Annotated in this window: 24 protein-coding genes; 18 read left to right on the forward strand and 6 right to left on the reverse strand. The window is 58.6% G+C overall.

Annotated elements, in window-relative coordinates:
- Nucleotides 1-44: 44 nt before the first annotated feature.
- From ahpF to AACX78_RS09955, 3 genes are all read right to left on the reverse strand, one after another.
- On the reverse strand, nt 45-1,637 hold the full coding sequence (gene ahpF / locus AACX78_RS09945; RefSeq protein WP_159166090.1) for an alkyl hydroperoxide reductase subunit F: 1,593 nt from the start codon (nt 1,635-1,637) through the stop codon (nt 45-47).
- A gap of 111 nt (nt 1,638-1,748) precedes the next feature.
- Nucleotides 1,749-2,315: an alkyl hydroperoxide reductase subunit C gene (gene ahpC / locus AACX78_RS09950; protein ID WP_005900002.1), complete on the reverse strand. Its 567-nt coding sequence runs from the start codon at nt 2,313-2,315 to the stop codon at nt 1,749-1,751.
- Between the two features lie 655 nt (nt 2,316-2,970).
- Complete coding sequence (locus tag AACX78_RS09955) at nt 2,971-3,417, reverse strand: CBS domain-containing protein (protein ID WP_017411391.1); 447 nt, start codon at nt 3,415-3,417, stop codon at nt 2,971-2,973.
- 211 nt (nt 3,418-3,628) lie between these two features.
- Between AACX78_RS09955 and queA the strand changes: the two genes are divergently transcribed.
- The 7 genes from queA (at nt 3,629) to nlpI (ending at nt 10,626) form a co-directional block, all read left to right on the forward strand.
- On the forward strand, nt 3,629-4,696 hold the full coding sequence (queA, locus tag AACX78_RS09960) for a tRNA preQ1(34) S-adenosylmethionine ribosyltransferase-isomerase QueA (protein ID WP_159166091.1): 1,068 nt from the start codon (nt 3,629-3,631) through the stop codon (nt 4,694-4,696).
- Between the two features lie 70 nt (nt 4,697-4,766).
- On the forward strand, nt 4,767-5,903 hold the full coding sequence (gene tgt / locus AACX78_RS09965) for a tRNA guanosine(34) transglycosylase Tgt (RefSeq protein ID WP_159166092.1): 1,137 nt from the start codon (nt 4,767-4,769) through the stop codon (nt 5,901-5,903).
- Between the two features lie 51 nt (nt 5,904-5,954).
- Nucleotides 5,955-6,290, forward strand: a complete 336-nt coding sequence (gene yajC / locus AACX78_RS09970) for a preprotein translocase subunit YajC (RefSeq protein ID WP_021139832.1) — start codon at nt 5,955-5,957, stop codon at nt 6,288-6,290.
- Nucleotides 6,291-6,308: 18 nt separating this feature from the next.
- A complete protein-coding gene (gene secD, locus AACX78_RS09975) occupies nt 6,309-8,162 on the forward strand; it encodes a protein translocase subunit SecD (RefSeq protein ID WP_111589382.1) in 1,854 nt (617 codons plus the stop codon).
- Between the two features lie 9 nt (nt 8,163-8,171).
- A complete protein-coding gene (gene secF / locus AACX78_RS09980; protein ID WP_111589383.1) occupies nt 8,172-9,119 on the forward strand; it encodes a protein translocase subunit SecF in 948 nt (315 codons plus the stop codon).
- A 100-nt stretch (nt 9,120-9,219) separates the two neighbouring features.
- Nucleotides 9,220-9,588, forward strand: coding sequence for a rhodanese-like domain-containing protein (locus AACX78_RS09985; protein WP_021139835.1), 369 nt, complete (start codon nt 9,220-9,222; stop codon nt 9,586-9,588).
- Nucleotides 9,589-9,678: 90 nt separating this feature from the next.
- Nucleotides 9,679-10,626, forward strand: coding sequence for a lipoprotein NlpI (nlpI, locus tag AACX78_RS09990; RefSeq protein ID WP_282790523.1), 948 nt, complete (start codon nt 9,679-9,681; stop codon nt 10,624-10,626).
- Between the two features lie 401 nt (nt 10,627-11,027).
- On the opposite strand, the gene AACX78_RS09995 is transcribed toward nlpI, so the two are convergent.
- A complete protein-coding gene (locus AACX78_RS09995; RefSeq protein ID WP_159166093.1) occupies nt 11,028-11,900 on the reverse strand; it encodes a U32 family peptidase in 873 nt (290 codons plus the stop codon).
- Nucleotides 11,901-11,977: 77 nt separating this feature from the next.
- Nucleotides 11,978-12,973 carry a ubiquinone anaerobic biosynthesis protein UbiU gene (gene ubiU / locus AACX78_RS10000; protein WP_159166094.1) on the reverse strand — a complete coding sequence of 332 codons (996 nt, stop codon included), beginning with the start codon at nt 12,971-12,973 and terminating at the stop codon, nt 11,978-11,980.
- Between the two features lie 189 nt (nt 12,974-13,162).
- On the opposite strand from ubiU, the gene ubiT reads away from it, so the two are divergent.
- The gene (ubiT, locus tag AACX78_RS10005) at nt 13,163-13,702 is read left to right on the forward strand and encodes a ubiquinone anaerobic biosynthesis accessory factor UbiT (protein ID WP_159166095.1); all 540 of its coding nucleotides are present in this window, start codon (nt 13,163-13,165) and stop codon (nt 13,700-13,702) included.
- Here the strand turns inward: ubiT and AACX78_RS10010 are convergent.
- Nucleotides 13,649-14,065 carry a hypothetical protein gene (locus AACX78_RS10010; protein ID WP_059112290.1) on the reverse strand — a complete coding sequence of 139 codons (417 nt, stop codon included), beginning with the start codon at nt 14,063-14,065 and terminating at the stop codon, nt 13,649-13,651. The two genes, ubiT and AACX78_RS10010, sit on opposite strands and share 54 nt — an antisense overlap.
- A gap of 180 nt (nt 14,066-14,245) precedes the next feature.
- On the opposite strand from AACX78_RS10010, the gene trmJ reads away from it, so the two are divergent.
- From trmJ to pepB (AACX78_RS10060), 10 genes are all read left to right on the forward strand, one after another.
- Nucleotides 14,246-14,968, forward strand: a complete 723-nt coding sequence (gene trmJ, locus AACX78_RS10015; RefSeq protein WP_159166096.1) for a tRNA (cytosine(32)/uridine(32)-2'-O)-methyltransferase TrmJ — start codon at nt 14,246-14,248, stop codon at nt 14,966-14,968.
- 93 nt (nt 14,969-15,061) lie between these two features.
- A complete protein-coding gene (iscR, locus tag AACX78_RS10020) occupies nt 15,062-15,565 on the forward strand; it encodes a Fe-S cluster assembly transcriptional regulator IscR (protein WP_017411386.1) in 504 nt (167 codons plus the stop codon).
- Nucleotides 15,566-15,622: 57 nt separating this feature from the next.
- The gene (locus tag AACX78_RS10025; RefSeq protein ID WP_159166097.1) at nt 15,623-16,837 is read left to right on the forward strand and encodes an IscS subfamily cysteine desulfurase; all 1,215 of its coding nucleotides are present in this window, start codon (nt 15,623-15,625) and stop codon (nt 16,835-16,837) included.
- Nucleotides 16,838-16,878: 41 nt separating this feature from the next.
- A complete protein-coding gene (gene iscU, locus AACX78_RS10030; protein ID WP_005310405.1) occupies nt 16,879-17,262 on the forward strand; it encodes a Fe-S cluster assembly scaffold IscU in 384 nt (127 codons plus the stop codon).
- A 15-nt stretch (nt 17,263-17,277) separates the two neighbouring features.
- On the forward strand, nt 17,278-17,601 hold the full coding sequence (iscA, locus tag AACX78_RS10035; RefSeq protein ID WP_005310407.1) for an iron-sulfur cluster assembly protein IscA: 324 nt from the start codon (nt 17,278-17,280) through the stop codon (nt 17,599-17,601).
- Between the two features lie 115 nt (nt 17,602-17,716).
- A complete protein-coding gene (hscB, locus tag AACX78_RS10040; RefSeq protein WP_159166098.1) occupies nt 17,717-18,235 on the forward strand; it encodes a co-chaperone HscB in 519 nt (172 codons plus the stop codon).
- A gap of 28 nt (nt 18,236-18,263) precedes the next feature.
- Nucleotides 18,264-20,111: a Fe-S protein assembly chaperone HscA gene (hscA, locus tag AACX78_RS10045; protein WP_159166099.1), complete on the forward strand. Its 1,848-nt coding sequence runs from the start codon at nt 18,264-18,266 to the stop codon at nt 20,109-20,111.
- 1 nt (nt 20,112) lies between these two features.
- Entirely contained in the window at nt 20,113-20,451 is a 339-nt protein-coding gene (gene fdx, locus AACX78_RS10050) for an ISC system 2Fe-2S type ferredoxin (protein ID WP_005310414.1), read from the forward strand.
- A 158-nt stretch (nt 20,452-20,609) separates the two neighbouring features.
- On the forward strand, nt 20,610-21,914 hold the full coding sequence (pepB, locus tag AACX78_RS10055) for an aminopeptidase PepB (RefSeq protein WP_159166100.1): 1,305 nt from the start codon (nt 20,610-20,612) through the stop codon (nt 21,912-21,914).
- A 37-nt stretch (nt 21,915-21,951) separates the two neighbouring features.
- Complete coding sequence (gene pepB, locus AACX78_RS10060) at nt 21,952-23,235, forward strand: aminopeptidase PepB (RefSeq protein ID WP_058394702.1); 1,284 nt, start codon at nt 21,952-21,954, stop codon at nt 23,233-23,235.
- The last annotated feature ends 24 nt before the right edge of the window (nt 23,236-23,259 follow it).

The following is a 23,259-nucleotide window of genomic DNA, read 5'->3' on the forward strand; positions in this document are numbered from 1 at the left end:
AGCCGACTCCAGGGAGTCGGCTTTTTACTGGCTCGAGGGCGTTATCAGGCGGTCACGGCATCGGCCTTGGTGGAGACTTCGGTCGCTTCCGGCGCCGCATTGCGGATGAGGTAATCAAATGCCCCCAGCGCTGCGGTTGCACCGGCTCCCATGGAGATGATGATCTGCTTGAACGGCACTGTAGTGGCGTCACCGGCAGCATAGACACCGGGCAGGGAAGTGGCGCCCTTGGTGTCGATCTCGATCTCGCCGAAGCGGGTCAGTGCCACCTCGCTCCCCTTGAGGAACTCGGTGTTCGGCACCAGTCCGATCTGGACGAAGATGCCAGCCACCGCCAGGTGCTTGATTTCACCCGTGGTGCGATCTTCATAATCCATCCCCACCACCTTGCTGCCATCACCGATCACTTCGGTGGTGCGGGCGCTCATGATGATGTCGATGTTGCCCATGGAGCGGGCTTTTTTCTGCAGCACTTCGTCGGCGCGCAGGGTATCGGCAAATTCCACCACTGTGACGTGCTCGACGATGCCGGCGAGATCGATGGCTGCTTCGATACCGGAGTTACCACCACCTATCACTGCCACCCGCTTGCCCTTGAAGAAGGGACCGTCGCAGTGGGGGCAGTAGGCCACGCCCTTGGTGCGGTACTCGAGCTCGCCCGGCACGTTCAGGTCACGCCAGCGGGCACCGGTCGCCAGGATCACGGCGCGGCTCTTCAGAGTAGCGCCAGAGGCAAGCTCCACATTCACATAGCCGTCCTTGCTGATGGCGGCGGCACGTTGCTCGGTGATCACTTCCACACCGTACTGCTTGACGTGCTGCTCCAGGCTGGCGGCCAGCTTGGGACCTTCGGTGTAGGGCACAGAGATGAAGTTCTCGATCCCGACCGTGTCCATCACCTGACCACCAAACCGCTCTGCGACGATGGCGGTACGAATGCCTTTACGGGCGGCATAGATGGCTGCTGCGGCACCAGCCGGGCCACCACCCACCACCAGCACGTCGTAGGGCGCTTTTTCATTGAGCTCTTCAGCCTTGCGTTCTGCAGCGCCGGTATCGAGCTTGGCAATGATCTCTTCCAGCGAGATACGGCCCTGGCTGAACGGCTGACCGTTCATGTAGACGTTCGGTACCGCCATGATCTGGCGCTCGTTCACTTCGTCCTGAAACAGGGCACCGTCGATCATGGTGTGGGTGATACCGGGATTCAGGGTCGCCATCAGGTTCAGCGCCTGTACCACGTCCGGGCAGTTGTGGCAGGAGAGGGAGATATAAGTCTCGAAGTGAAACTCGCCCTTCAGCTGCTTGATCTGCTCCAGTACGGCCGGATCTGTCTTGGAAGGGTGGCCGCCGCTTTGCAGCAAGGCGAGCACCAGAGAGGTAAATTCATGACCCATGGGGATGCCGGCAAAATGAACGCGCGGGGCTTGGCCCTGTGGTGCAACGCTCATGGAAGGCTTGCGGGCATTGCTGCCATCAGTCATGGCAATTTTGGGGGACATCTCGCTGATCTCGCGGGCCAATGCCAGCAGCTCTGCGGATTTGTCACTGTCGTTGCCGGACACGCTGATCTCGATGGGATTGACGATGTACTGCAGATAGGTGTTCAGCTGTTGTTTGAGGTTGGTATCCAACATCTTCGAATTCCTTCTTAATGATTGCGGGTCGGCGATGACTGGCCTGATGCTCCAAGAGGAGGCCAGAAAGCAGACCGGCCCTTGAATGGGCCGGTCTTGGAAGCGGGAGGCTTAGATTTTGCCTACCAGATCCAGGGACGGGGCCAGGGTGGCGTCGCCTTCTTTCCACTTGGCCGGGCACACTTCACCCGGGTGGGAAGCTACGTACTGAGCGGCTTTGACCTTGCGCAGCAGTTCCAGCGCGTCACGACCGATGCCACCAGCGTTGATTTCAACGATCTGGATGATGCCTTGCGGGTCGATAACGAAGGTGCCACGGTCAGCCAGGCCAGCTTCTTCGATCATGACGCCGAAGTTGCGGGTGATGGCGCCGGTCGGGTCACCAATCATCGGATACTGGATCTTCTGGATGGTGTCGGAAGTGTCGTGCCACGCCTTGTGAGTGAAGTGGGTGTCGGTGGAGACAGAGTAGATCTCGACGCCCAGCTTCTGGAATTCGGCGTAGTTGTCAGCCAGGTCACCCAGCTCGGTCGGGCAAACGAAGGTGAAGTCAGCCGGGTAGAAGAACACCACGGACCACTTGCCTTTCAGGTCTGCGTCAGACACCTGAACGAACTTGCCATTGTGGTAGGCGGTGGCGTTGAACGGCTTGATTTCAGTGTTGATATAGGTAGACATGTATTAGCTCCTTGGTGATGTACATATGCCTGTCTGGTATTGAAGAGTCTGTCCGGACCAGGCGTTTAACGTTCGATGGATTCATCATAGGGGCTTTTCTTAATCGATTAAAGCCGCAAAATTGAATCACTTCAATCTATCTATTAGATAACCCATCGTTACTGTACCTAACATGAATATCTCTGGCGTACAGAGGTAACCCCTTGTCGAGATTCAACATCTGTGCGGCACATCGGCTTTTCAAGGTCCGAATGGCTATTTGTATTGTGAGGCGGCAGGACGGTGCAGTGGCGTGCTACGCAATGGGAGCAGGAAGGGCAAGGCCGGGCAGGATAGTGCAGATAAAAAAATCCCGGCGTTGTCGCTATGACAAGGCCGGGTCATCAAACAAGGAATGGCTATATAAACAAAAGCTTTACAGCAAAGACTAACTACGGGGTGTGCAAACTTGCAGACATATGAGAGGAAGAGGCCGGGTGCACAATCCCTCGTCTCCCCCTCGGCAACTATTGCATGGGGGAGATAATAGTGTGATGCAGATCACAAAGCAAGGTTATGGTGTAAATTTTCAATCAAAATGAAAGTATTTCAGTTCTAATGCCGATTTAATATGCCGAAAACGCTTTTATTGTAATTTTGTTACATTATTTTTAGATCAGAAGTCGCTGGGTGGCTCCTGTTCCTCCATCAGTTCGAGCAAGTTGATGGCGACCGCAATGAAATCCGACTCTGTCACTATGCCGATCAGCTTGCGCCCCTTGAGCACCGGCAGGCAGCCATATTTGTGGCGCTGCAGGTAGAGGGCCGCCTCTTTGATGCCGGCGTGGGGATCCACGCTCGCCACCTGGCGGGTCATGATCTCGTCGAGCTGGACGCTGTCGGTGAATTCCGCCTCCCGCTCCGGGTTGATGAGCAGCAGTTTGGACTCGCGGGTGGCCAGGATGTCGGTGAGAGTGACCAGACCCAGCAGATGATGGTGTTCGTCGACGATGGGAATATGGCGGATCCGCTCCTGCTGCATCAGATCCATCGCCTGCTTGACGCTGTTTTCCGGACCCAGAGTGAAGGGATGTTCTGTCATGATCTCGGATAAGGTCATCATGGTGGGCCTCCTTGTGTATCTGCTTTCACCCTAGCCCAGCCCCCGCAGGCAAAACATGATCAGGGTCAATACAGATCATTAAAGAATCATTAACAGGATGGATGTCGCAATATTGCTCGCTATCCCTTGTCTCTCTTGGGTTTTTGGTCTTTTGGGTTGCCTTGGAAGAGGGGGATAACTAGACTAGCCGCCGATTCCCCCGAGGTGAAAGATGCAAGTATCCGATTTTCATTTTGATCTGCCAGACGAGCTGATTGCCCGCTATCCGATGGCAGAGCGTACCGCCAGCCGCCTGTTGCAGCTCGATGGTCAAAGCGGCGCCCTGCGCCATGGTCAATTTGTGGATGTGCTGGACCAGCTCAACCCCGGCGATCTGCTGGTATTCAACAACACCCGTGTCATTCCGGCGCGCATGTTTGGCCAGAAGGCCAGCGGTGGCAAGCTGGAGGTGCTGGTGGAGCGCATCTTGGACGAGCACAGCGTGCTGGCACATGTGCGGGCCTCCAAGGCGCCCAAGCCGGGCACCCGCCTCATCCTGGATGGCGGCCCCGATGGTGAAAAGGTCGATGCCGAGATGCGTGCCCGCCACGATGCCCTGTTCGAGATCCATTTCCTCGACCCGCGCCCCGTGCTGGAGATTCTGGAAGCCATAGGCCATATGCCGTTGCCCCCCTATATCGACCGTCCCGATGAGGACGCCGACAAGGAGCGCTACCAGACCGTTTACAATCAGAAACCGGGCGCCGTGGCGGCGCCGACCGCCGGCCTGCACTTCGATGAGCCGCTGCTGGCAAAGATCCGCGCCAAAGGGGTTGAAACGGCCTTCGTCACCCTGCATGTAGGGGCGGGGACCTTCCAGCCGGTGCGGGTGGACAAGATTGAAGATCACCACATGCACTCCGAATACGCCGAAGTGCCGCAGGAGGTGGTGGATGCGATCAACGCAACCCGCGCCCGTGGTGGCCGGGTGATTGCGGTGGGGACCACCTCGGTACGCTCCCTGGAGAGCGCAGCCAAGGCAAGTCTGGCCCAGGGCAAGCCGCTGGCGCCCTTTTTCAGCGACACCGACATCTTCATCTTCCCCGGCTACCAGTTTCAGGTAGTCGATGCCATGGTCACCAACTTCCATCTGCCGGAGTCGACCCTGATCATGCTGGTCAGCGCCTTCGCCGGGTACGATCACGTGATGGCGGCCTATCAGGCGGCTGTGGCCGAGCAGTACCGTTTCTTCAGCTACGGGGACGCCATGTTCGTCACCCGTCGCCGGGCAGTGGCATAAGCCTCGCCCTTTATACCGGGCCTTCGGGCTCTCTATTGTCAGACTGTTTCTCTGACGCAACGAGGTAGCAATGAAATTTGAACTGAAAACCACTGACGGCCGTGCCCGTCGCGGTCAACTGGTCTTCGAACGTGGCACTGTGCAGACTCCCGCCTTCATGCCGGTCGGTACCTATGGCACCGTCAAGGGGATGACCCCGGAAGAAGTACGCGAGACCGGCGCCGAGATCCTGCTTGGCAACACCTTCCACCTCTGGCTGCGGCCGGGGCAGGAAGTGATGCGCGCCCACGGCGATCTGCACGACTTCATGAACTGGCAGGGCCCGATCCTGACCGACTCGGGTGGTTTCCAGGTGTTCAGCCTGGGGCACATTCGCAAGATCACCGAGGCGGGCGTGCACTTCCGTCACCCCATCAACGGTGAGAAGATCTTCCTGGACCCCGAGAAATCCATGGAGATCCAGTACGATCTGGGCTCAGACATCGTGATGATCTTCGACGAGTGCACCCCGTATCCGGCCACTTACGAAGAAGCGCGCAAGTCGATGGAGATGTCCCTGCGCTGGGGCAAGCGTTCCCGCGACAAGTTTGATGAGCTGGGCAACAAGAACGCCCTGTTCGGTATCATTCAGGGTTCCGTGTATGAAGAGTTGCGGGATGTGTCCCTCAACGGCCTGCTGGAGATCGGCTTCGACGGTTATGCGGTTGGCGGTCTGGCGGTGGGTGAGCCCAAGGAAGACATGCACCGCATCCTCGAGCACGTCTGCCCGAAAATTCCGGCTGACAAGCCGCGCTACCTGATGGGCGTGGGCAAACCGGAAGATCTGGTGGAAGGCGTACGTCGCGGGGTCGACATGTTCGACTGCGTGATGCCGACCCGCAATGCCCGCAACGGCCATCTGTTCACCACGGATGGGGTGGTCAAGATCCGCAACGCCAAGTATCGCAGCGACACCAGTACCCTGGATGCGGACTGCGATTGCTACACCTGCAAGAACTACACCCGCAGCTATTTGTACCATCTGGACAAGTGCAACGAGATCCTTGGCGCCCGTCTGAACACCATTCACAACCTGCGTTATTACCAGCGAGTGATGCAGGGTTTGCGGGACGCGATCGAGCAGGGTAAATTAGACGACTTTGTAACTGAGTTTTACCGTCGGCAAGGGAAGCCCGTGCCTCCGTTAGCTGAAAATGACGTGAAATAACAACGATATATAAGTTAGTTATCAAATCTACATCAAATGAGAGGTTGTTAAATGAGCATTATCTCCAAGGCGTATGCAGAAGGCGCAGTTCCGGGTGCACAGGGTGGTGGCATGGAAATGATCATCATGCTGGCCGTGTTTGGCCTTATCTTCTACTTCATGATCTACCGTCCCCAGGCCAAGCGTGCCAAGGATCATCGCAACCTGATGAGCTCCCTGGCCAAGGGTGACGAAGTGCTCACCTCAGGTGGCCTGGTTGGCAAGATCGCCAAAGTGTCCGCCGATAGCGAATACATTGTGCTGTCCCTGAACGATCAGACCCAGGTCACCATCAAGCGTGATTTCGTCTCTGCCGTACTGCCCAAGGGTTCTATCCAGTCCCTTTAATCTCCTGAGGAGCACAGCGTGTTAAATCGCTATCCGCTGTGGAAATACCTGATGGTGGTCTTCGTGATCGCCATCGGTTTTCTATATGCAGCCCCCAATCTTTACGGTGAAGACCCGGCCTTGCAGGTGTCTGCCAGCCGTGGTGCCGAAGTCAAGCTGGACACCCTTGACTTGGTCAAAGAGACCCTTGAGGCCGCCAGCATTCCGGTCAAGCATGCTGCATTTGAGCATGGTCTCATCCTCGTTCGTTTCCAGAATACCGAAGATCAGCTCAAGGCGCGTGATCTGGTTGCCAACAAGCTCGGTGACAATTTCATTACCGCCTTGAACCTGGCGCCGTCTACTCCTGCCTGGCTCGAAGCCATCGGTGCAGCGCCGTTGAAGCTGGGTCTTGACTTGCGCGGCGGTGTGCACTTCCTGATGGAAGTGGACATGGCCGAGGCGCTGACCAAGCAGCAAGAGCAGATGGTGCAGGATTTTCGCACCGAGCTGCGTACCCAGAAGATCCGTTACTCCGGCGTACGTCGAGTCGGTGATCAGGTACAGGTTCTGTTCCGTGATGAAGCGGATCAGGAACGTGCCGTCTCTTATCTGCGTCGTCAGAACCCGGATTTGACCTTCACCACAGAGCAGAAAGGGGATGAGTTCGTTCTCAACGCTGCCCTCAGTGATGCCAAGATCAAAGAGGTGAGAAAGTATGCTCTCGAGCAGAACATCACCATCATCCGCAACCGGGTGAACGAGCTGGGGGTGGCTGAGCCGCTGGTTCAGCAGCAGGGTGCCGAACGCATAGTGGTACAGCTGCCCGGTATTCAGGATACGGCCCGTGCCAAGGAGATCCTGGGCGCGACCGCGACCCTGGAATTCCACATGGTCGATGAAACGGCCGATATCCAGGCTGCTGCCGATGGCCGTGTACCGCCGAGTTCCAAGGTATACAACGACCGCAATGGTCGCCCCGTCGTGTTGCAAAAACGGGTGATCCTGACCGGTGACCACATAGTGGGTGCCCAGTCCGGTTTCGATGAATACAGCCGTCCCCAGGTCAACATCAAGCTTGATGGCCAGGGTGGCAACAAGATGGCGAATTTTACCAAGGACAACGTTGGTAAAGGCATGGCTACCGTCTTCATCGAATACAAGCCTGTGGGCCAACCCGGTCCGGATGGCAAGCGCAAGTTCCGCAAGCAGGAAGAGGTGATCAACGTCGCCACTATCCAGTCGCGCCTTGGCAGCCAGTTCCGCATCACGGGTATCGACAACGCCAACGAAGCTCATAACCTGGCGCTGCTGTTGCGTGCCGGTGCCCTGATCGCACCCATCCAGATCGTTGAAGAGCGCACCATAGGCCCAAGCCTGGGTCAGCAAAACATCGATAACGGTATGGAAGCCATCGGCTGGGCCATGCTGGTGATAGTGCTGTTCATGGGGATCTACTACCGCACCTTCGGCTGGGTGGCCAACCTGGCGCTGGTGTTCAACCTGGTATTGATTGTCGGCATCATGTCGATGATCCCGGGGGCCACCATGACACTGCCGGGTATTGCCGGTATCGTCTTGACGCTCGGTATGGCGGTGGATGCCAACGTGCTGATCTTCGAGCGCATCCGGGAAGAGATCCGCAATGGTCGCGGTGTGCAGCAGGCCATTCATATGGGTTTTGACCGCGCATTTTCGACCATCGCTGACTCCAACGTTACCTCGCTCATCACCTGTGTGATCCTGTTCGGTATCGGTACCGGTGCCATCAAGGGCTTTGCCTTGACCCTGGGTATTGGTCTGACGGCTTCCATGTTTACTGCCATCACGGTTTCCCGCGCCATTATCAATCTGGGCTGGGGTGGACGGCGTATCGACAAGCTGCCGATCTAAGGAAGAGACATGTTTCAGATTCTACATTTTGAAAAACCTATCCCGTTTATGCGCTATGCCAAGCCGGGTGTGGTCTTCTCTACCCTGCTGATGGTGATCTCCCTGTTCTTCCTGTTCGATCGGGGCCTGAACTGGGGTCTGGACTTTACCGGCGGTACCACCATAGAGGTGGGATTCCAGCAGTCGGTGAGCCTGGACAAGATCCACGAGGTGCTGGATGAGCAGAAGATTGAAGGGGCGACCCTGCAACACTTCGGCTCCAGCCGCGATGTGCTGGTGCGCATGACCCCAGAAGAGGGGGTCAAGGTGGAACAGCAGGGCAACGAAGTGCTGGCGGCAGCCAGGCAGATCGATCCTGATGCCGTGCTCAAGCGTGTCGAGTTCGTCGGCCCCTCAGTGGGTGATGAACTGGCCACCGATGGCGCCTTGGCCATGCTGGCTTCCATCCTCTGCATCATGGCCTATGTGGCGGTGCGCTTCGAGTGGCGTCTGGCGTTGGGGGGGATTGTTTCCCTGGTGCACGACGTTGTCATCACCCTGGGCGTGTTTGCCTACTTCCAGTACGAGTTCGACTTGACCGTGCTGGCGGCGCTGATGACCCTGGTGGGCTACTCCTTGAATGACACCATAGTGGTGTTCGACCGGCTGCGGGAGAATTTTCGCAAGGTGCGCAAGGGGGATACGGAGTACATCTTGGATCTCTCCATGACCGAGACCCTGAGTCGGACCATCATTACCTCGGGTCTGACCTTCGTGGTGGTGTTGGCACTGCTGCTCAAGGGCGGTGCCCTGATCCACGGATTCGCGGTGGCCATGGTGATAGGTGTTGCTTTCGGTACCTACTCCTCCATCTATGTGGCGAGTGCCTTCGCCATGTTCCTCGGGGTCAAGCGGGAGCACATGCTGCCGACCCTGGTGGAAAAAGAGGGCGCGGATCAGCAAGAGATCCTGCCGTAATCGACAAGGGCGCCGTGAGGCGCCCTTTCTCTTATGGGGCGGGTGAGTCATTATGCTCCCCGATGACCCATCTTCCATTACCTAAGGCAAGGAGCAAGCCATGCAACACAATCCCCGTTTTCTGGCCCTGGTCGAGGCCATTCGCCCTCAGGTGCAAGAGACTGACGTGCACCAGATCAAACGTTGGCAGGATGAGGGGCGTGCTTTTCACCTGATCGACGTGCGGGAGGAGAGCGAGTGGGCCAGAGGTCACCTGCCAGGGGCGGCCTACCTTGGTCGCGGCGTGATTGAACGCGATATCGAGACTCGCTATCCGGATCCGCAGACTGAACTCTATCTCTATTGTGGTGGGGGTTTCCGCTCCATCCTGGTGGCGGAAAATCTGCAAAAAATGGGTTATAGCCGGGTTGTCAGTGTCGATGGCGGTTTTCGGGGCTGGTGTGAGGCCGGATACCCTGTCGAATCCTGATTTATTTGAGGGAGAGGGGAACCGCCACATGACAAAGTGGCGGTTGACCTTTACCATATGCGGGGTCAAGCGTAAGCGTCGGAGTGTTCATTGAACGTCAGGAAAGGGATTGGATACCTCCTTGGTGTCCTGTTGTTGCTCCCCATGTGGGGTTGCAGCAGTAGCAGTCAGGTTAAAGCGCCTCAAGTTCCCAAGCCGCAACCCGCTTCACTGGTATTGGCGACCCCCCTGCAGGTCTCTTACCAGAGCGAGTTGGCGTTGGCGCGACTCGGTCAGATGCTCGGTGAGATGGAATTGACCACTGAGCAACGTGCCGAACTGTTTTATGAGCGTGCCGTGGTGTTTGATCGGGTCGGCTTGCGCTCCCTGGCGAGGCTGGATTTCAACCGTGCCTTGCGGGAGAAACCGGATTTTGCCGAGGCCTATAATTTCATCGGCGTCTATCTGGTGCAGCAGCAGAATTATGACGAAGCCTACGAGGCATTTGATTCCGCTCTCGAACTGGCTCCCGACTATGACTATGCCTATCTCAACCGCGGGATCGCACTCTATTACGGTAATCGCCCCGAACTGGCCGCCGCCGACATGAAACGCTTCTATGAAGCGCAGCCGGAAGACCCATATCGGGTGATGTGGCTCTATCTGGCTGAGCAGAAGCTCAATGCGCCAGCTGCCATGAGCAGGATGCGAGAGCGTCTCAACAAATATGACGACGACGCCTGGAACTGGGATCTGGTTCGCCTCTATACCGGTGAGCTCAATGCCACCCAGTTGATGGGCAATGTGGTGAAAGGAGTGAAGGATAACCGGGAGCTCGCCGAGCGCCTGTGTGAAACTTACTTCTATCTGGGCAAGTTTGAACTGGCCAAGGGCAACCGCAAGGAAGCCATCAGCTACTTCAAGCTGGCGCTTGCCAACAACGTGTATGACTTCATCGAGCACAGATACGCCCTGCTGGAGCTGGAGCTGATGGCGCGCAAACCCTTGCCGCCGGGCGCCCAGAGTTCACAGGGCAAGAGCAGCAAACAGGCATCCTGATTTGCCTGTGTCTGCGATGTAAAAAAGGCCTCTTGATGAGGCCTTTTTGCTGTCTGTGTGCTGGTATTGGTACGGTGTTATTCCATCAGAGCTTATGCCGGGGATATTTGACACCAGCAGCCGTGGCCGCCGTGCCCAGATCCGGTATTGGTACGGTGTCATTCCATCAGGACTTATGCCGGGGATATTTGACTCCAGCAGCCGTGGCCGCCGCGCTCAGGTCCGGTATTGGTGCTGTGTCATTCCACCAGGACTTATGCCGGGGATATTTGACTCCAGCAGCCGTGGCCGCCGCGCTCAGGTCCGGCATTGGTGCTGTGTCATTCCATCAGGACTTATGCCGGGGATATTTGACTCCAGCAGCCGTGGCCGCCGCGCTCAGGTCCGGTATTGGTGCTGTGTCATTCCACCAGACTCATGCCAGGGATCTGGCGCCAGTAACCGTTGCAGTCCCGCTCCTGTTGCAGGGGCAGAGGGGCCTGCCCCTGCTGGTTGGCCTTGAAGCGAGCCAGCATCTCAAGGGTGTCCAGTCCCTCCGGGGAGAGGCGTACCACATCCACCAGATCCGCCATACCGCCAAGCTCGTTGCCGAGGTTGTAACAGTAACCGGACTGGGTCTGGATGCCGTTGAGATTGAACACCTTCTGCCCCTCGCGGCTGCTGGCCAGCCGGCCAGTGGGGTAATGGATGCAGGCGAGCTCGCAGTTGTCTTTGGGCTTGTCGAGGGAGCGGGCAGTGAAGCAGCGCGCCGAATAGGCGAGCGGCAGATGGCCGTAGGCAAACACCTCCACTTCAAACTGCTGACGGGCAGCGCCCAGATCCTGACTGAGCTGAACCAGCCAGTCGCGGGAGAGCTCCACCGGCATCACCCAGCGTGTCATCCCCTGTTTGAGCAGCATGCGCAGCACATCGGCATTGTAGGCGTTGATGGCGGGGCCACAGACAAACGGGAGCCCGGCCTCGCTGGCGAGTTGAACAGTGCCCAGATCGTTGGCTTCGACCAGCAGGTCGCCGTTGTCGACCAGCCGCTTCACCTCCTTGAGTTCGGAGGGGGCAGAGATGAGGGCCAGGGTCGAGAGCACCACCTGCTTGCCGGTGCTGGCTACCTGGCGGGCGAGGGCAATCCAGTCATCTGCTTTCAGCTCGCGGCGTTTGCTGCAGACGGTTTCTCCCAGATAGATGATATCTGCCTGACTGTCGGCAGCGGCTTGGTAGAAGGCCTGGGTGTCGGCCTTGGGCCAATAGAAGAGCAGGGGCCCGAGAGAAAATTGCATTAGTTGTGCTCCTTGTGGCGACTGAAGGGGCTGAAGGCAGCATCGGTTGTTTCGGGAAGAAATGGCATCGGGCCTCCTTATTGCCACTGACGGTGATAGGCACCTAGGGTAGTCTGGCTCCCTTCGGAGACGCGGGCGAGCTGGGCATCCCACTCGGCTTTGACCTGATAGGCCTGGGGATTGGCCTGATAGGCATCGATGGCCGCACGCCAGACCCGGGTGACCTGCTCCACATAGGCGGGGCTGCGCTGGCGCCCTTCAATCTTGACTGACTGGATGCCGGTCTGGAACAGCTCGGGCAAGAGGCCAAGGGTGTTGAGACTGGTCGGCTCTTCCAGTGCGTGGTAGGTCTGGCCATCCACCTCGAAACGCCCCTTGCACAGGGTCGGATAGCCAGCATTTTCACCCGGGCCGTAGCGGTCGATCAGCACCTCGTTGAGCCGTGACTCAAGGCCGCTTGGGGTCTCTTCCCAGCGCACGAACCTGGCCGGTGAGCAGGCACCGACCGTGTTGGGGCTCTCCCCTGTCATGTAGGAGGATAGGTAGCAGCGGCCCTCCGCCATGATGCAGAGGCTGCCGAAGGCGAACACTTCCAGGCCGACGTCGGTCTCGCGGGCCAGCTGCCGGACCTGGTGCATGGAGAGCACCCGTGGCAAGACCACCCGGCCGACATTGAAATGCTGCTGATAGAAGCGGATGGCGGCGGCATTGGTGGCACTGGCTTGCACAGAAACGTGCAGCTCCATGTCCGGATAATGGCGGCTGGCGTAATCGAGCACGGCGAGATCGGCGATGATCAGCGCATCTGCACCCAGGGCAACCCCCCTGTCTACTGCCTGTTTCCATCTGGTATCGGATCCCGGGTGGGCGAAGGTATTGATGGCGATGTGCAGCTTGCGGCCATGTTGATGCACGTAGTCCACCGCCTTTTCCAGCTTGCTGTCGGTGAAGTTGAGACCGGCAAAGTGGCGGGCATTGGTGTCATCCTTGAAGCCGATATAAACCGCATCGGCCCCGTTATCCACGGCTGTTTTCAGTGCCGGCAAGCTGCCTGCCGGACAGAGTAATTCCATCGGGTACGCTCCGAGAGGGGAAAAATGCAAAAGTGGCCCGATTGTATTCATCGATGCCTTCCCACTTTTTGACCTGAGGCAGCTTTGTGTGGCTTTACCCTTCTTGAGGTAAGTCGGCACAAGTTTGATTTCCCACAGGATCCAGAGTGCAACCCTGTGCTTGAATGCGTAAAAACTTGGGAGTTCATCGTGTTTCAACAACTGCAACGTCGTCTGGTCGAACAGGCCCCCCGCTTTTTGCGTCACCCCCTCAAACTGGTGCCTTTTACCCTGCAGCAGAACCTGATGGAGCGCCTGCTGGCGCGGGTGTTCAAGGAGGCCATCGAAGATGGTGATTTCGAGTTTCTGGCTGGCAAGTGGCTGAAAGTCGAGGTATCGGATCTTGAGCTTTGCTGGTTTATCAGCGAACAGGATGGAAAGCTGGTGGTGGCACGCCATTGCGATCATGCGGATGTCTGTTTCAGCGGAACCACCAACGACCTCATCCTGATCGCTGGTCGCAAAGAGGATCCTGATTCCCTTTTCTTTCAGCGCAAGCTGAAGATTGAGGGAGATACCGAGCTGGGACTGGAGGTGAAGAACCTGATGGACAGCCTGGATCTGGACGGTTTGCCGAGCCTGATGCGCTATCCCCTGATGGATCTCGCTACCTTTATTGAAGGGGCGCGTGCCCTGTCAGCGCAGGAGTCGCACCCTGCGCCGACGGGCGGGATCCCGTCTCAAGTGTGAAGCCAGGCCAGCTGCATGGTGGCGGTAGTGACTGCGAACCCACAGGCAGCGGCATGCCCAGGCACAAGGAAGCAAGGCCATCAGGGCCATGGCATCGGGGAGGTGAGAGAGCAGCAACCCCAGCGCCAGCCAGATAAAGGGCTGGGCCTCGTAGAGCCATTCCGGCTGGAACCAGCGCTTGGTCGGAAAGATGACCAGGTCGGTACGCCGATAGCTGGAGCGCATCATCCAGCTCGCCGCACCGGCCACAAACAGCAGGGCACCTGCCAGCCAGAGCAAAGGGGAGTCGGTGAGCATGATCATGCCGACTGCCGTCAACAAATAGCAGGCAGGCAACCTCTCATAAAGCCAATGTGGGCACATGTCTCCTCCACTCGTTTCCTTCTCCATCCTCCAAGTTTAGCCAGCCTCCCCGGTTGGCTAATGATGCTTTGTTCTACAAAATGACGGTTTTGTTGTGAAATGGAACGCCATTTACGGTGCCAAAATAGCGATTGGCTATGTTACAATTGCGCGCCATTTTTGACTGAAGATTGACTGGGCATGTTGGATCAGATTCGTATCGTTTTGGTAAACACCTCTCACACAGGCAACATGGGATCCGCGGCGCGAGCCATGAAGACCATGGGGCTGACCCGGTTGGTGTTGGTTGATCCGCAAGCCTTGCCTGATGACGGCGCTCATGCGCTGGCTGCAGGTGCCAGTGATGTGCTCGCCAATGCCCGTGTCGTATCGACCCTGGATGAGGCCATTGCTGACTGCGGTCTGGTCATCGGCACCAGTGCCCGTTCCCGCACCCTGAGCTGGCCCATGCTGGATCCCCGTGAAGCAGGGGAAAAAGCCGTGGGGGAGGGGATGCAGCACCCGGTTGCCCTGGTGTTTGGCCGTGAACGCACTGGCCTCACCAACGACGAGCTGCAGAAATGCCACTACCATGTGGCCATTCCTGCCAATCCGGAATACAGCTCCCTCAATCTGGCCATGGCGGTACAGACTATCTGCTATGAAGTGCGGATGTGCTGGCTGCAGGATCAGGCTCCCGAGGTGGAGAGCGAGGCGGATTATCCCAGCGCCCATCAGCTGGAAGGCTTTTATCAGCATCTGGAGCAGACTCTGCTCAAAACAGGCTTCATTGCCGACGACCACCCGGGTCAGGTGATGAGCAAGCTGCGCCGCCTGTTCAATCGGGCCCGCCCGGAAGCGATAGAACTCAATATTTTGCGCGGCATTCTGACCTCGATCCAGAAGCCAAAGCCGCAGGATTAAACCCGACTGTATTACTCAACCATATACTTGACTGTTTTAGTCGGGTATGTGACCATGTGCCCATATTGATTGGTTCGCAAGACGGTAAGGCATATGAGACTGACCTCAAAAGGACGTTACGCTGTGACTGCCATGCTCGACGTGGCGTTGCATGCAGAGCAGGGGCCTGTGCCCCTGGCTGATATTTCGGAGCGCCAGGGCATCTCCTTGTCCTATCTCGAGCAACTGTTTGCCCGCCTGCGCAAGCATGGTCTGGTGAGCAGTGTGCGTGGTCCGGGCGGTGGTTATCGCCTCGGTCTGGCCCCTGATGCTATCTCTGTTGGTCAGGTGATCACTGCAGTCGACGAGTCGGTTGATGCCACCAAATGTCTCGGCAAAGGCGGCTGCCACGGCGGCACCCAGTGTCTCACTCACTCCCTGTGGCGTGATCTCAGCGAGCGTATTTCCAGTTTCCTGGGGGATATCACCCTGGCTGAGCTGGTGGGTCAGGCGGACGTGCGCCGGATTGCCGGCAAGCAAGATGAACAAATGAAAACCGTGTTGTCCCTGGTTGATCGGGTAGAACACGGCGATGTGAGCTTGAAAGTCCAACTATAAACAAACGTGCTTTCCACGGCCGGTCGATGTGTGACCCTGGCTGTAACGGAGAAAAACATGAAACTGCCTATTTACCTTGATTATTCGGCAACCTGTCCGGTGGACCCGCGTGTCGCAGAAAAAATGATGCAGTGTCTCACCATGGATGGCCTGTTCGGCAATCCAGCTTCCCGTTCCCACCGCTTTGGCTGGCAAGCCGAAGAGGCGGTAGACCTGGCCCGTAATCAAGTGGCAGAGCTGATCGGTGCAGACCCGCGCGAGATCGTCTTTACCTCCGGCGCGACCGAATCCAACAACCTGGCCATCAAGGGCGTTGCCCATTTTTATGTTGGCAAGGGCAAGCACATCATCACCTCCAAGACAGAGCACAAGGCAGTACTTGATACTTGCCGCCAGCTGGAGCGTGAAGGCTATGAGGTGACTTACCTCGAGCCGATGCCGAACGGCCTGTTCACCCTGGAGCAGATCGAAGGCGCTCTGCGCGATGACACCATTTTGGTGAGCATCATGCACGTCAACAACGAAATTGGCGTGGTGCAAAACATTGCCGCCATCGGCGAGCTGTGCCGCTCCCGCAAGATCCTGCTGCACGTGGACGCAGTCCAGAGCGTGGGCAAGATCCCGGTGGATGTGGAAGCGCTGAAAGTTGACCTGCTCTCTGTTTCTGCGCACAAGGTATACGGCCCGAAAGGGATCGGTGCCCTGTTTGTGCGTCGCAAGCCCCGCGTTCGTCTGGAAGCCCAGATGCACGGTGGTGGCCACGAACGTGGCATGCGTTCAGGCACACTGCCGACTCACCAGATCGTTGGCATGGGTGAAGCTTTCCGTATCGCCAAAGAAGAGATGGCGAGCGAAGGCCAGCACATCATGGCCCTGCGTCAGCGTCTGTGGGATGGCATCAAGGATATTGAAGCCGTCTACATCAACGGTGACCTGGAACAGCGTGTGCCGGGCAACCTGAACGTCAGCTTCGCTTATGTGGAAGGGGAATCCCTGATCATGGCGCTGAAAGATCTGGCGGTCTCTTCCGGTTCTGCCTGTACCTCGGCCAGCCTGGAGCCCTCCTATGTGCTTCGCGCGCTGGGCCTGAACGACGAGCTGGCGCACAGCTCCATCCGTTTCAGCCTGGGTCGCTTTACCACAGAAGAAGAGATTGATTACGCAATCAAGCTTATCCGTGACTCCATCGGTCGTCTGCGCGAGATGTCTCCCCTGTGGGAGATGTACAAAGACGGCGTCGATCTGAACACGGTCGAATGGGCTCATCACTGATCCATCGGATCAGTGATCAACGGAATTAGCAGGAGTTAGATATGGCTTACAGTGAAAAAGTAATCGACCACTACGAGAATCCCCGCAACGTAGGTGGCTTCGACAAGAACGATCCCAACATAGCGACCGGTATGGTCGGTGCTCCGGCGTGTGGCGACGTGATGAAGCTGCAACTGAAGATCAGCGACGACGGCATCATCGAAGACGCTAAGTTCAAGACCTACGGTTGTGGTTCCGCCATTGCCTCCAGCTCCCTGGTGACCGAGTGGGTCAAGGGCAAGACCCTGGACGAAGCCGCCGGCATCAAGAACACTGACATCGCCGAAGAGCTGGCTCTGCCACCGGTGAAGATCCACTGCTCCATTCTGGCTGAGGATGCCATCAAGGCCGCCATCGCCGATTACAAGCAGAAGAAAGGTCTCTAAGGTCAGGAGAGCAGTATGGCCATTACCATGACAGATGCCGCAGCGGCACGGGTTTCCTCTTTTCTGACCAACCGGGGCAAGGGCATAGGCCTTCGCCTCGGCGTCAAGACCACCGGCTGTTCGGGTCTTGCCTATGTGCTCGAGTTTGTCGATGAGCTGGCGGATGAAGATCAGGTGTTTGAGCAGAACGGTGTCAGAATCATCGTCGATGCCAAGAGCCTGATCCATCTGGATGGCACCGAACTGGACTTCGTCAAGGAAGGCCTCAACGAGGGCTTCCAGTTCAATAACCCCAACGCCAAGGGCGAGTGTGGTTGCGGCGAAAGTTTCAGTGTCTGACAGGTTTGACATACATGATGTCCTGCCGGTTGAACTGGTCGAAAACGACCAGTTCAACAACACCCGGCTCAGCGAGTTTGGTGGCGGTGAAAACGTCTGTGTCTAAGAGGTTTGCATGAATCATTTCGAGCTTTTTGGGCTGGTTGAAAGCTTCGAGCTCGATACCCGTCAGCTGGCGGACACCTACCGTCAGTTGCAAACCCAGTTCCACCCCGATCGTTTTGCCACGGCGCCCGAGCGGGAACAACTGGTTGCGGTGCAACGAGCCGCCCAGATCAACGATGCCTACACCACCCTCAAGACGCCCCTGCGCCGAGCCGAGTATCTGCTCTCCCTGCGAGGCACCGATATTCGTGGCGAGCAGCAAACCCTGCAAGACACCAGCTTCCTGATGCAACAACTTGAGTGGCGTGAGCGCCTGGCCGACTTGAAAGGGGAAGCCGACTCTGAGGGGGCCATCAAGGATTTTCGCCAGGAAATAGGGCATGATCACCAGCTGTTGATGCAACAGCTGACACTGACGCTTGCCGCTGGCGATGATCTGATCGCGGCTGATTGCGTCCGCAAACTCAAGTTTGTCGACAAGCTCCTCGAAGAGCTGGAACGATTCGAAGACTCACTGTTCGAGTCTTGATCCTTTAACGCTGGAATTTTGATTACCCATGGCATTACTGCAAATCGCCGAGCCCGGCCAGAGCGCCGCACCTCATCAGCATAAACGTGCCGTTGGCATCGATCTTGGCACCACCAATTCTCTGGTCGCGGCAGTGCGCAGCGGCCACGCCGATACTCTCTGCGATGAGCAGGGGCGGGATCTGCTGCCCTCAGTGGTGCACTATCAGGTTGATGCTATTCGTGTCGGCTTTGACGCCAAGCGAGAAGCCTCACTCGATCCTCACAACACCATCGTCTCCGCCAAGCGGATGATGGGCAAGGCCCTGGCCGACATTGATACTCGCCAGCAGCCTTACCAGTTTGTGGCCGCCGATAACGGCATGCCCCAGCTGCAGACCCGTCAGGGGCTGGTCAACCCGGTACAGGTTTCAGCCGAAATTCTGAAGAAACTGGCAGAGCGTGGCGCCGCCGCACTGGGTGGCGAGCTGGATGGCGTTGTCATTACAGTGCCAGCCTATTTTGATGATGCCCAGCGTCAGGGTACCAAGGACGCGGCCCGTCTGGCCGGTCTGCACGTGCTGCGCCTGCTCAACGAACCCACTGCGGCTGCGATTGCCTACGGCCTCGACTCCGGTCAGGAAGGGGTGATAGCAGTGTATGATCTCGGCGGCGGGACCTTTGATATCTCCATCCTTCGTCTGCACCGCGGTGTGTTTGAAGTGATGGCTACCGGTGGAGACTCGGCGCTGGGGGGCGATGATTTCGATCACCTGCTGGCGGACTGGATCAAGGCACAAGCCGGCCTTGAAGGTCAGCTCGATGCCAGCACCCAGCGCGAATTGCTGGATGTGGCCGCCGCCGTCAAACACGGCCTGACCGATGCCGCTCTGGTGCCCTGTGCCTTTGCCGGTTGGCAGGGGGAGGTGAGTCGTCACCTGTTTGAGGAACTCATCACTCCGCTGGTCAAGCGTACCTTGCTGGCCTGTCGCCGCGCCCTGCGTGATGCGGGGCTGGAGCAGGTAGAAGTGCTGGAGGTGGTGATGGTCGGTGGCTCTACCCGGGTGCCGCTGGTACGCGAGCGAGTGGGGGAATTCTTCCAGCGTACGCCGCTGACCAGTATCGACCCGGACAAGGTAGTCGCCATTGGCGCCGCCATCCAGGCCGATATCCTGGTGGGCAACAAGCCTGATGCCGAGATGCTGCTGCTGGACGTGATCCCGCTCTCCCTTGGTCTTGAGACCATGGGTGGCCTCGCCGAGAAGGTGATCCCGCGCAATACCACGATTCCGGTGGCCCGTGCCCAGGAGTTCACCACTTTCAAGGATGGCCAGACCGCGATGGCAATCCACGTGGTGCAAGGGGAGCGTGAACTGGTGGCCGATTGCCGTTCCCTGGCCCGTTTCACCCTGACCGGGATCCCCCCCATGGCGGCGGGTGCCGCCCACATTCGTGTCACCTTCCAGGTGGATGCGGATGGTCTGTTGTCGGTCAGTGCCATGGAGAAATCCTCCGGCGTGCAGGCCGAGATCCAGGTCAAACCTTCCTACGGGCTGGGGGAGGAGGACATTCTCACCATGCTGAGTGCCTCCATCGCCAACGCCCAGCAAGACATGGATGCCCGCATGCTGGCAGAGCAGCAGGTGGAGGCCGACCGTGTGGTCGAAAGTCTCAATGCTGCCCTGGCCGCCGATGGCGATGCGCTGCTGAGCACCGCCGAGCGTGCTGCCATCGACAGTGCGATCACCCATCTGCTGTCCGTGCGCGCCGCAGGGACAACCAATCAAATCAAAGATGCCATCGAGGCGGCGGACGCTGTCAGTGGTGAATTTGCAGCCCGCCGGATGGACGCCTCCATCCGCAAGGTGCTGACCGGACAAAACGTCAACAAGGTGTAATATGCCAAAACTGATTATTCTGCCCCATCCCGAGCTCTGTCCGGACGGTGCCGCGCTCGAAGGCAAGAGTGGCGAGACCATCCTGGATGTGGCGCTGCGCAATGGCATCGAGATCGAGCACGCCTGCGAGAAGTCCTGCGCCTGCACCACCTGTCATTGCGTGGTGCGAGAAGGGTTTGACTCCCTCGAGCCGAGCGATGAGCTGGAAGATGACATGCTGGACAAGGCATGGGGACTGGAGCCGGAATCCCGCCTCAGTTGCCAGGCCAGACTGGCAGACGAGGATCTGGTGGTGGAACTGCCCAAGTACACCATCAACCTCGCCTCAGAACGCCATTGATGGCACCTTAATTACACATGAGTGAATTGAGCGTGCAGCATCTCATGGTGCAGTAATGATATGGTGAAGGCCGTGACCCTCGAGGGGAACGGCCTTTTTTGTGCTCGTTATTTCCCTATTCATTAATGAAAGTGCCAATAAAAAGGAAGCAAGCGAAGATGGCTGACATGATGAAGGTAGTGTTGTCCACCCAGGCCGCGGCCGCCCAGTGGGGCGAAGGCGCCCTGCTCAGTTTCAACGATGATCAGGTGCTGATCCATCTGGACCTTGCTCGCAAGGAGCCGGATGCACTACGTGCCATCCAGCGCGCTGGCCGTCGACTCGAGTCCAGCGGCATCAAGCGGGTGAAGCTGGTCGGTGATGATTGGGATCTGGAACGCCGTTACGCCTTCGCCCAGGGCTTCTACGCCGCCAAGGGCGTGCGTGAACTGGACCTCGGTGAGCAGAGTGTTTCTGATGCCCGCGAGCTAGATGCACTGATCAAGGCGACCCGCTGGGTACGCGAGGTGACCAACGGTTGCCCGGAAGCCATTTATCCCATGAGCCTGGCGGAATCAGCCTTGCTGCTGATCCGTGGTCTGGGTGGGGATCAGGTCACTGCCCGTATCACAGCCGGCGAGGCGTTGCGTGAGGCCGGCCATATCGGCATCTGGTCGGTAGGTCGTGGCAGCGAGCGAGAGCCCGTGCTGCTGGAGCTCGACTATAACCCGACCGGGGATCGCAATGCCCCCGTGGTGGCCGCCCTGGTGGGCAAGGGCATCACCTTCGATTCCGGTGGCTATTCCATGAAGTCCTCTGACAACATGCTGCCGATGAAATCTGATATGGGGGGCGCAGCCATGGTGACAGGCGCTCTGGCGCTGGCCATCAGCCGTGGCCTGAACAAGCGGGTGAAGCTCATTCTCTGTTGCGCCGAGAATCTGGTCTCCGGCCATGCCTTCAAGCTCGGCGACATCCTCACCTACAAGAACGGCATCTCGGTCGAGATCCAGAATACCGATGCCGAAGGGCGTCTGGTGCTGGCCGATGGTCTGATGGCCGCCTCCGACAGTGGCGCGACCTACATCCTGGATGCCGCTACCCTGACCGGCGCCGCCAAGACGGCGCTGGGTCGTGACTACAACGCCGTGTTTGCCCTCGATGAAGTCGAGCAGCAACGGGCACTGGCAGCCGCTAAAACCGAACACGAGAAGGCCTGGGCCTTGCCACTCGAACCCTGGCACGTGGGCCAGCTCACCTCTGCCTTTGCCGAGCTGGGCAACGTGGCCTCTGCCGAAGGCACGGCCGGCGCCACCACGGCGGCCGCTTTCTTGTCCCGTTTCGTGCGTGACGAGGGCAAGGGCTGGGTACACCTGGATCTGGCGGCTTCTTATCAAAAATCAGGCAATGATCTCTGGGCAACCGGGGCCAAAGGCCACGGTCTGCGCACTATCGCACGCTGGCTGCAGGAGGTGAGTGCATGAAGGTCAGCTTACATTGCCGGTTGCAGGAGGTACTTGGATGAACGTCTGGTTAAGCCGTGAGTTTGCTCCCGCAGAGTGGGGGGAGGGGGCGCTGCTCTCTCACCGTGCCGATGGCATGGTGATCCATCTGGTGACCGCTACGCCGCTGATCGATATCCAGCAGGCGGCACGTCGCCTGTGCAGCCAGGGGATCCAGAAAGTGGCCCTGGCCGGTCATTGGGAGCGCGAGCAGCAGTGGGCCTTCGCCCAGGGACTGCAGACCCCCAAGGCCGAAGTTGAGCTGCAGTGGGCCACCTCGTCCGAAGAGGACAGGGAGGAGCTGGAGGCGCGCTGGCTGTGCGGACGCTGGGTCCGCGAGATGACCAATGCCACCCCGGAGCAACTGGGGCCGCTGGAGCTGGCGGTGGAGGCGGCGGCCTTCATTACCGAGCTGGCGCCGGACAGGATCAGTCATCGCATCCTGAAAGGAGAGGCGTTGCAACAGGCGGGCTGGGTCGGTCTCTATCAGGTTGGCCGTGGCAGCGATCGCGAGCCCGTGCTGCTGGAGCTGGACTACAACCCGACCGGGGATCGCAACGCCCCGGTGGCGGCGGCCCTGGTGGGCAAGGGTATCACCTTCGACTCCGGTGGCTACTCCATGAAAACCTCCCAGGGCATGCTCACCATGAAACATGACATGGGGGGGGCGGCCATAGTGACCGGTGCTCTGGCGCTGGCCATACTGCGCGGCCTCGACAAGCGGGTGAAGCTTATCCTCTGCTGCGCCGAGAATCTGGTCTCCGGCCACGCCTACAAGCTGGGTGACATCCTCACCTACAAAAACGGCACCACGGTCGAGATCGTCAATACCGATGCCGAGGGGCGCCTGGTGCTGGCCGATGGCCTGCAACTGGCAAGCGACTGTGGGGCGCCGCTCATCATAGATGCAGCCACCCTGACGGGCGCCGCCGTCATGGCGCTGGGGGGGCGTTACAACGCTCTGTTTGGACTGGACAAGGGACTGGTGAGTCGTGCCATGGCCTACGCCGATGCCGAGCAGGAGCCCGCCTGGCCGCTGCCGCTGGAGCCCTGGCACCGCCAGCAGTGCCCGTCTCACTATGCCGACACGGCCAACAGCCGCCCAGTGCCGGGCGGTGGCCCTGGCGGCGCCTCCAACGCGGCAGGCTTCCTCTCCCGCTTCGTTGGCAATGAAGGACGGGGTTGGTTGCACGTCGATCTGGCCGCCTGTTTCAGCGAGAACGGTGACAGCCTGTGGGCGCCGGGCGCCAACACCCTGGGGATGCGCACCATAGCGCATACCCTGCTGGCGGAAGCGCGCTGAGCAGGATGACAATCGTCAAGGAAA

This window comes from Aeromonas sp. 9A, from assembly GCF_963900955.1.
Lineage (GTDB): Bacteria > Pseudomonadota > Gammaproteobacteria > Enterobacterales > Aeromonadaceae > Aeromonas > Aeromonas salmonicida.

What these genes read in the sequence shown, in the direction of transcription:
- pepB (WP_058394702.1), top strand. Translation starts at nt 21,952, where the DNA reads ATGAACGTCTGGTTAAGCCGTGAGTTTGCTCCCGCAGAGTGGGGGGAG.
- secF (WP_111589383.1), top strand. Translation starts at nt 8,172, where the DNA reads ATGTTTCAGATTCTACATTTTGAAAAACCTATCCCGTTTATGCGCTAT.
- trmJ (WP_159166096.1), top strand. Translation starts at nt 14,246, where the DNA reads ATGTTGGATCAGATTCGTATCGTTTTGGTAAACACCTCTCACACAGGC.
- ahpC (WP_005900002.1), bottom strand. Translation starts at nt 2,315, where the DNA reads ATGTCTACCTATATCAACACTGAAATCAAGCCGTTCAACGCCACCGCC.
- AACX78_RS10025 (WP_159166097.1), top strand. Translation starts at nt 15,623, where the DNA reads ATGAAACTGCCTATTTACCTTGATTATTCGGCAACCTGTCCGGTGGAC.
- yajC (WP_021139832.1), top strand. Translation starts at nt 5,955, where the DNA reads ATGAGCATTATCTCCAAGGCGTATGCAGAAGGCGCAGTTCCGGGTGCA.
- iscR (WP_017411386.1), top strand. Translation starts at nt 15,062, where the DNA reads ATGAGACTGACCTCAAAAGGACGTTACGCTGTGACTGCCATGCTCGAC.
- AACX78_RS09995 (WP_159166093.1), bottom strand. Translation starts at nt 11,900, where the DNA reads ATGCAATTTTCTCTCGGGCCCCTGCTCTTCTATTGGCCCAAGGCCGAC.
- hscA (WP_159166099.1), top strand. Translation starts at nt 18,264, where the DNA reads ATGGCATTACTGCAAATCGCCGAGCCCGGCCAGAGCGCCGCACCTCAT.
- iscU (WP_005310405.1), top strand. Translation starts at nt 16,879, where the DNA reads ATGGCTTACAGTGAAAAAGTAATCGACCACTACGAGAATCCCCGCAAC.
- iscA (WP_005310407.1), top strand. Translation starts at nt 17,278, where the DNA reads ATGGCCATTACCATGACAGATGCCGCAGCGGCACGGGTTTCCTCTTTT.
- AACX78_RS10010 (WP_059112290.1), bottom strand. Translation starts at nt 14,065, where the DNA reads ATGTGCCCACATTGGCTTTATGAGAGGTTGCCTGCCTGCTATTTGTTG.
- hscB (WP_159166098.1), top strand. Translation starts at nt 17,717, where the DNA reads ATGAATCATTTCGAGCTTTTTGGGCTGGTTGAAAGCTTCGAGCTCGAT.
- pepB (WP_159166100.1), top strand. Translation starts at nt 20,610, where the DNA reads ATGGCTGACATGATGAAGGTAGTGTTGTCCACCCAGGCCGCGGCCGCC.
- ahpF (WP_159166090.1), bottom strand. Translation starts at nt 1,637, where the DNA reads ATGTTGGATACCAACCTCAAACAACAGCTGAACACCTATCTGCAGTAC.
- ubiU (WP_159166094.1), bottom strand. Translation starts at nt 12,973, where the DNA reads ATGGAATTACTCTGTCCGGCAGGCAGCTTGCCGGCACTGAAAACAGCC.
- fdx (WP_005310414.1), top strand. Translation starts at nt 20,113, where the DNA reads ATGCCAAAACTGATTATTCTGCCCCATCCCGAGCTCTGTCCGGACGGT.
- queA (WP_159166091.1), top strand. Translation starts at nt 3,629, where the DNA reads ATGCAAGTATCCGATTTTCATTTTGATCTGCCAGACGAGCTGATTGCC.
- AACX78_RS09955 (WP_017411391.1), bottom strand. Translation starts at nt 3,417, where the DNA reads ATGATGACCTTATCCGAGATCATGACAGAACATCCCTTCACTCTGGGT.
- tgt (WP_159166092.1), top strand. Translation starts at nt 4,767, where the DNA reads ATGAAATTTGAACTGAAAACCACTGACGGCCGTGCCCGTCGCGGTCAA.
- AACX78_RS09985 (WP_021139835.1), top strand. Translation starts at nt 9,220, where the DNA reads ATGCAACACAATCCCCGTTTTCTGGCCCTGGTCGAGGCCATTCGCCCT.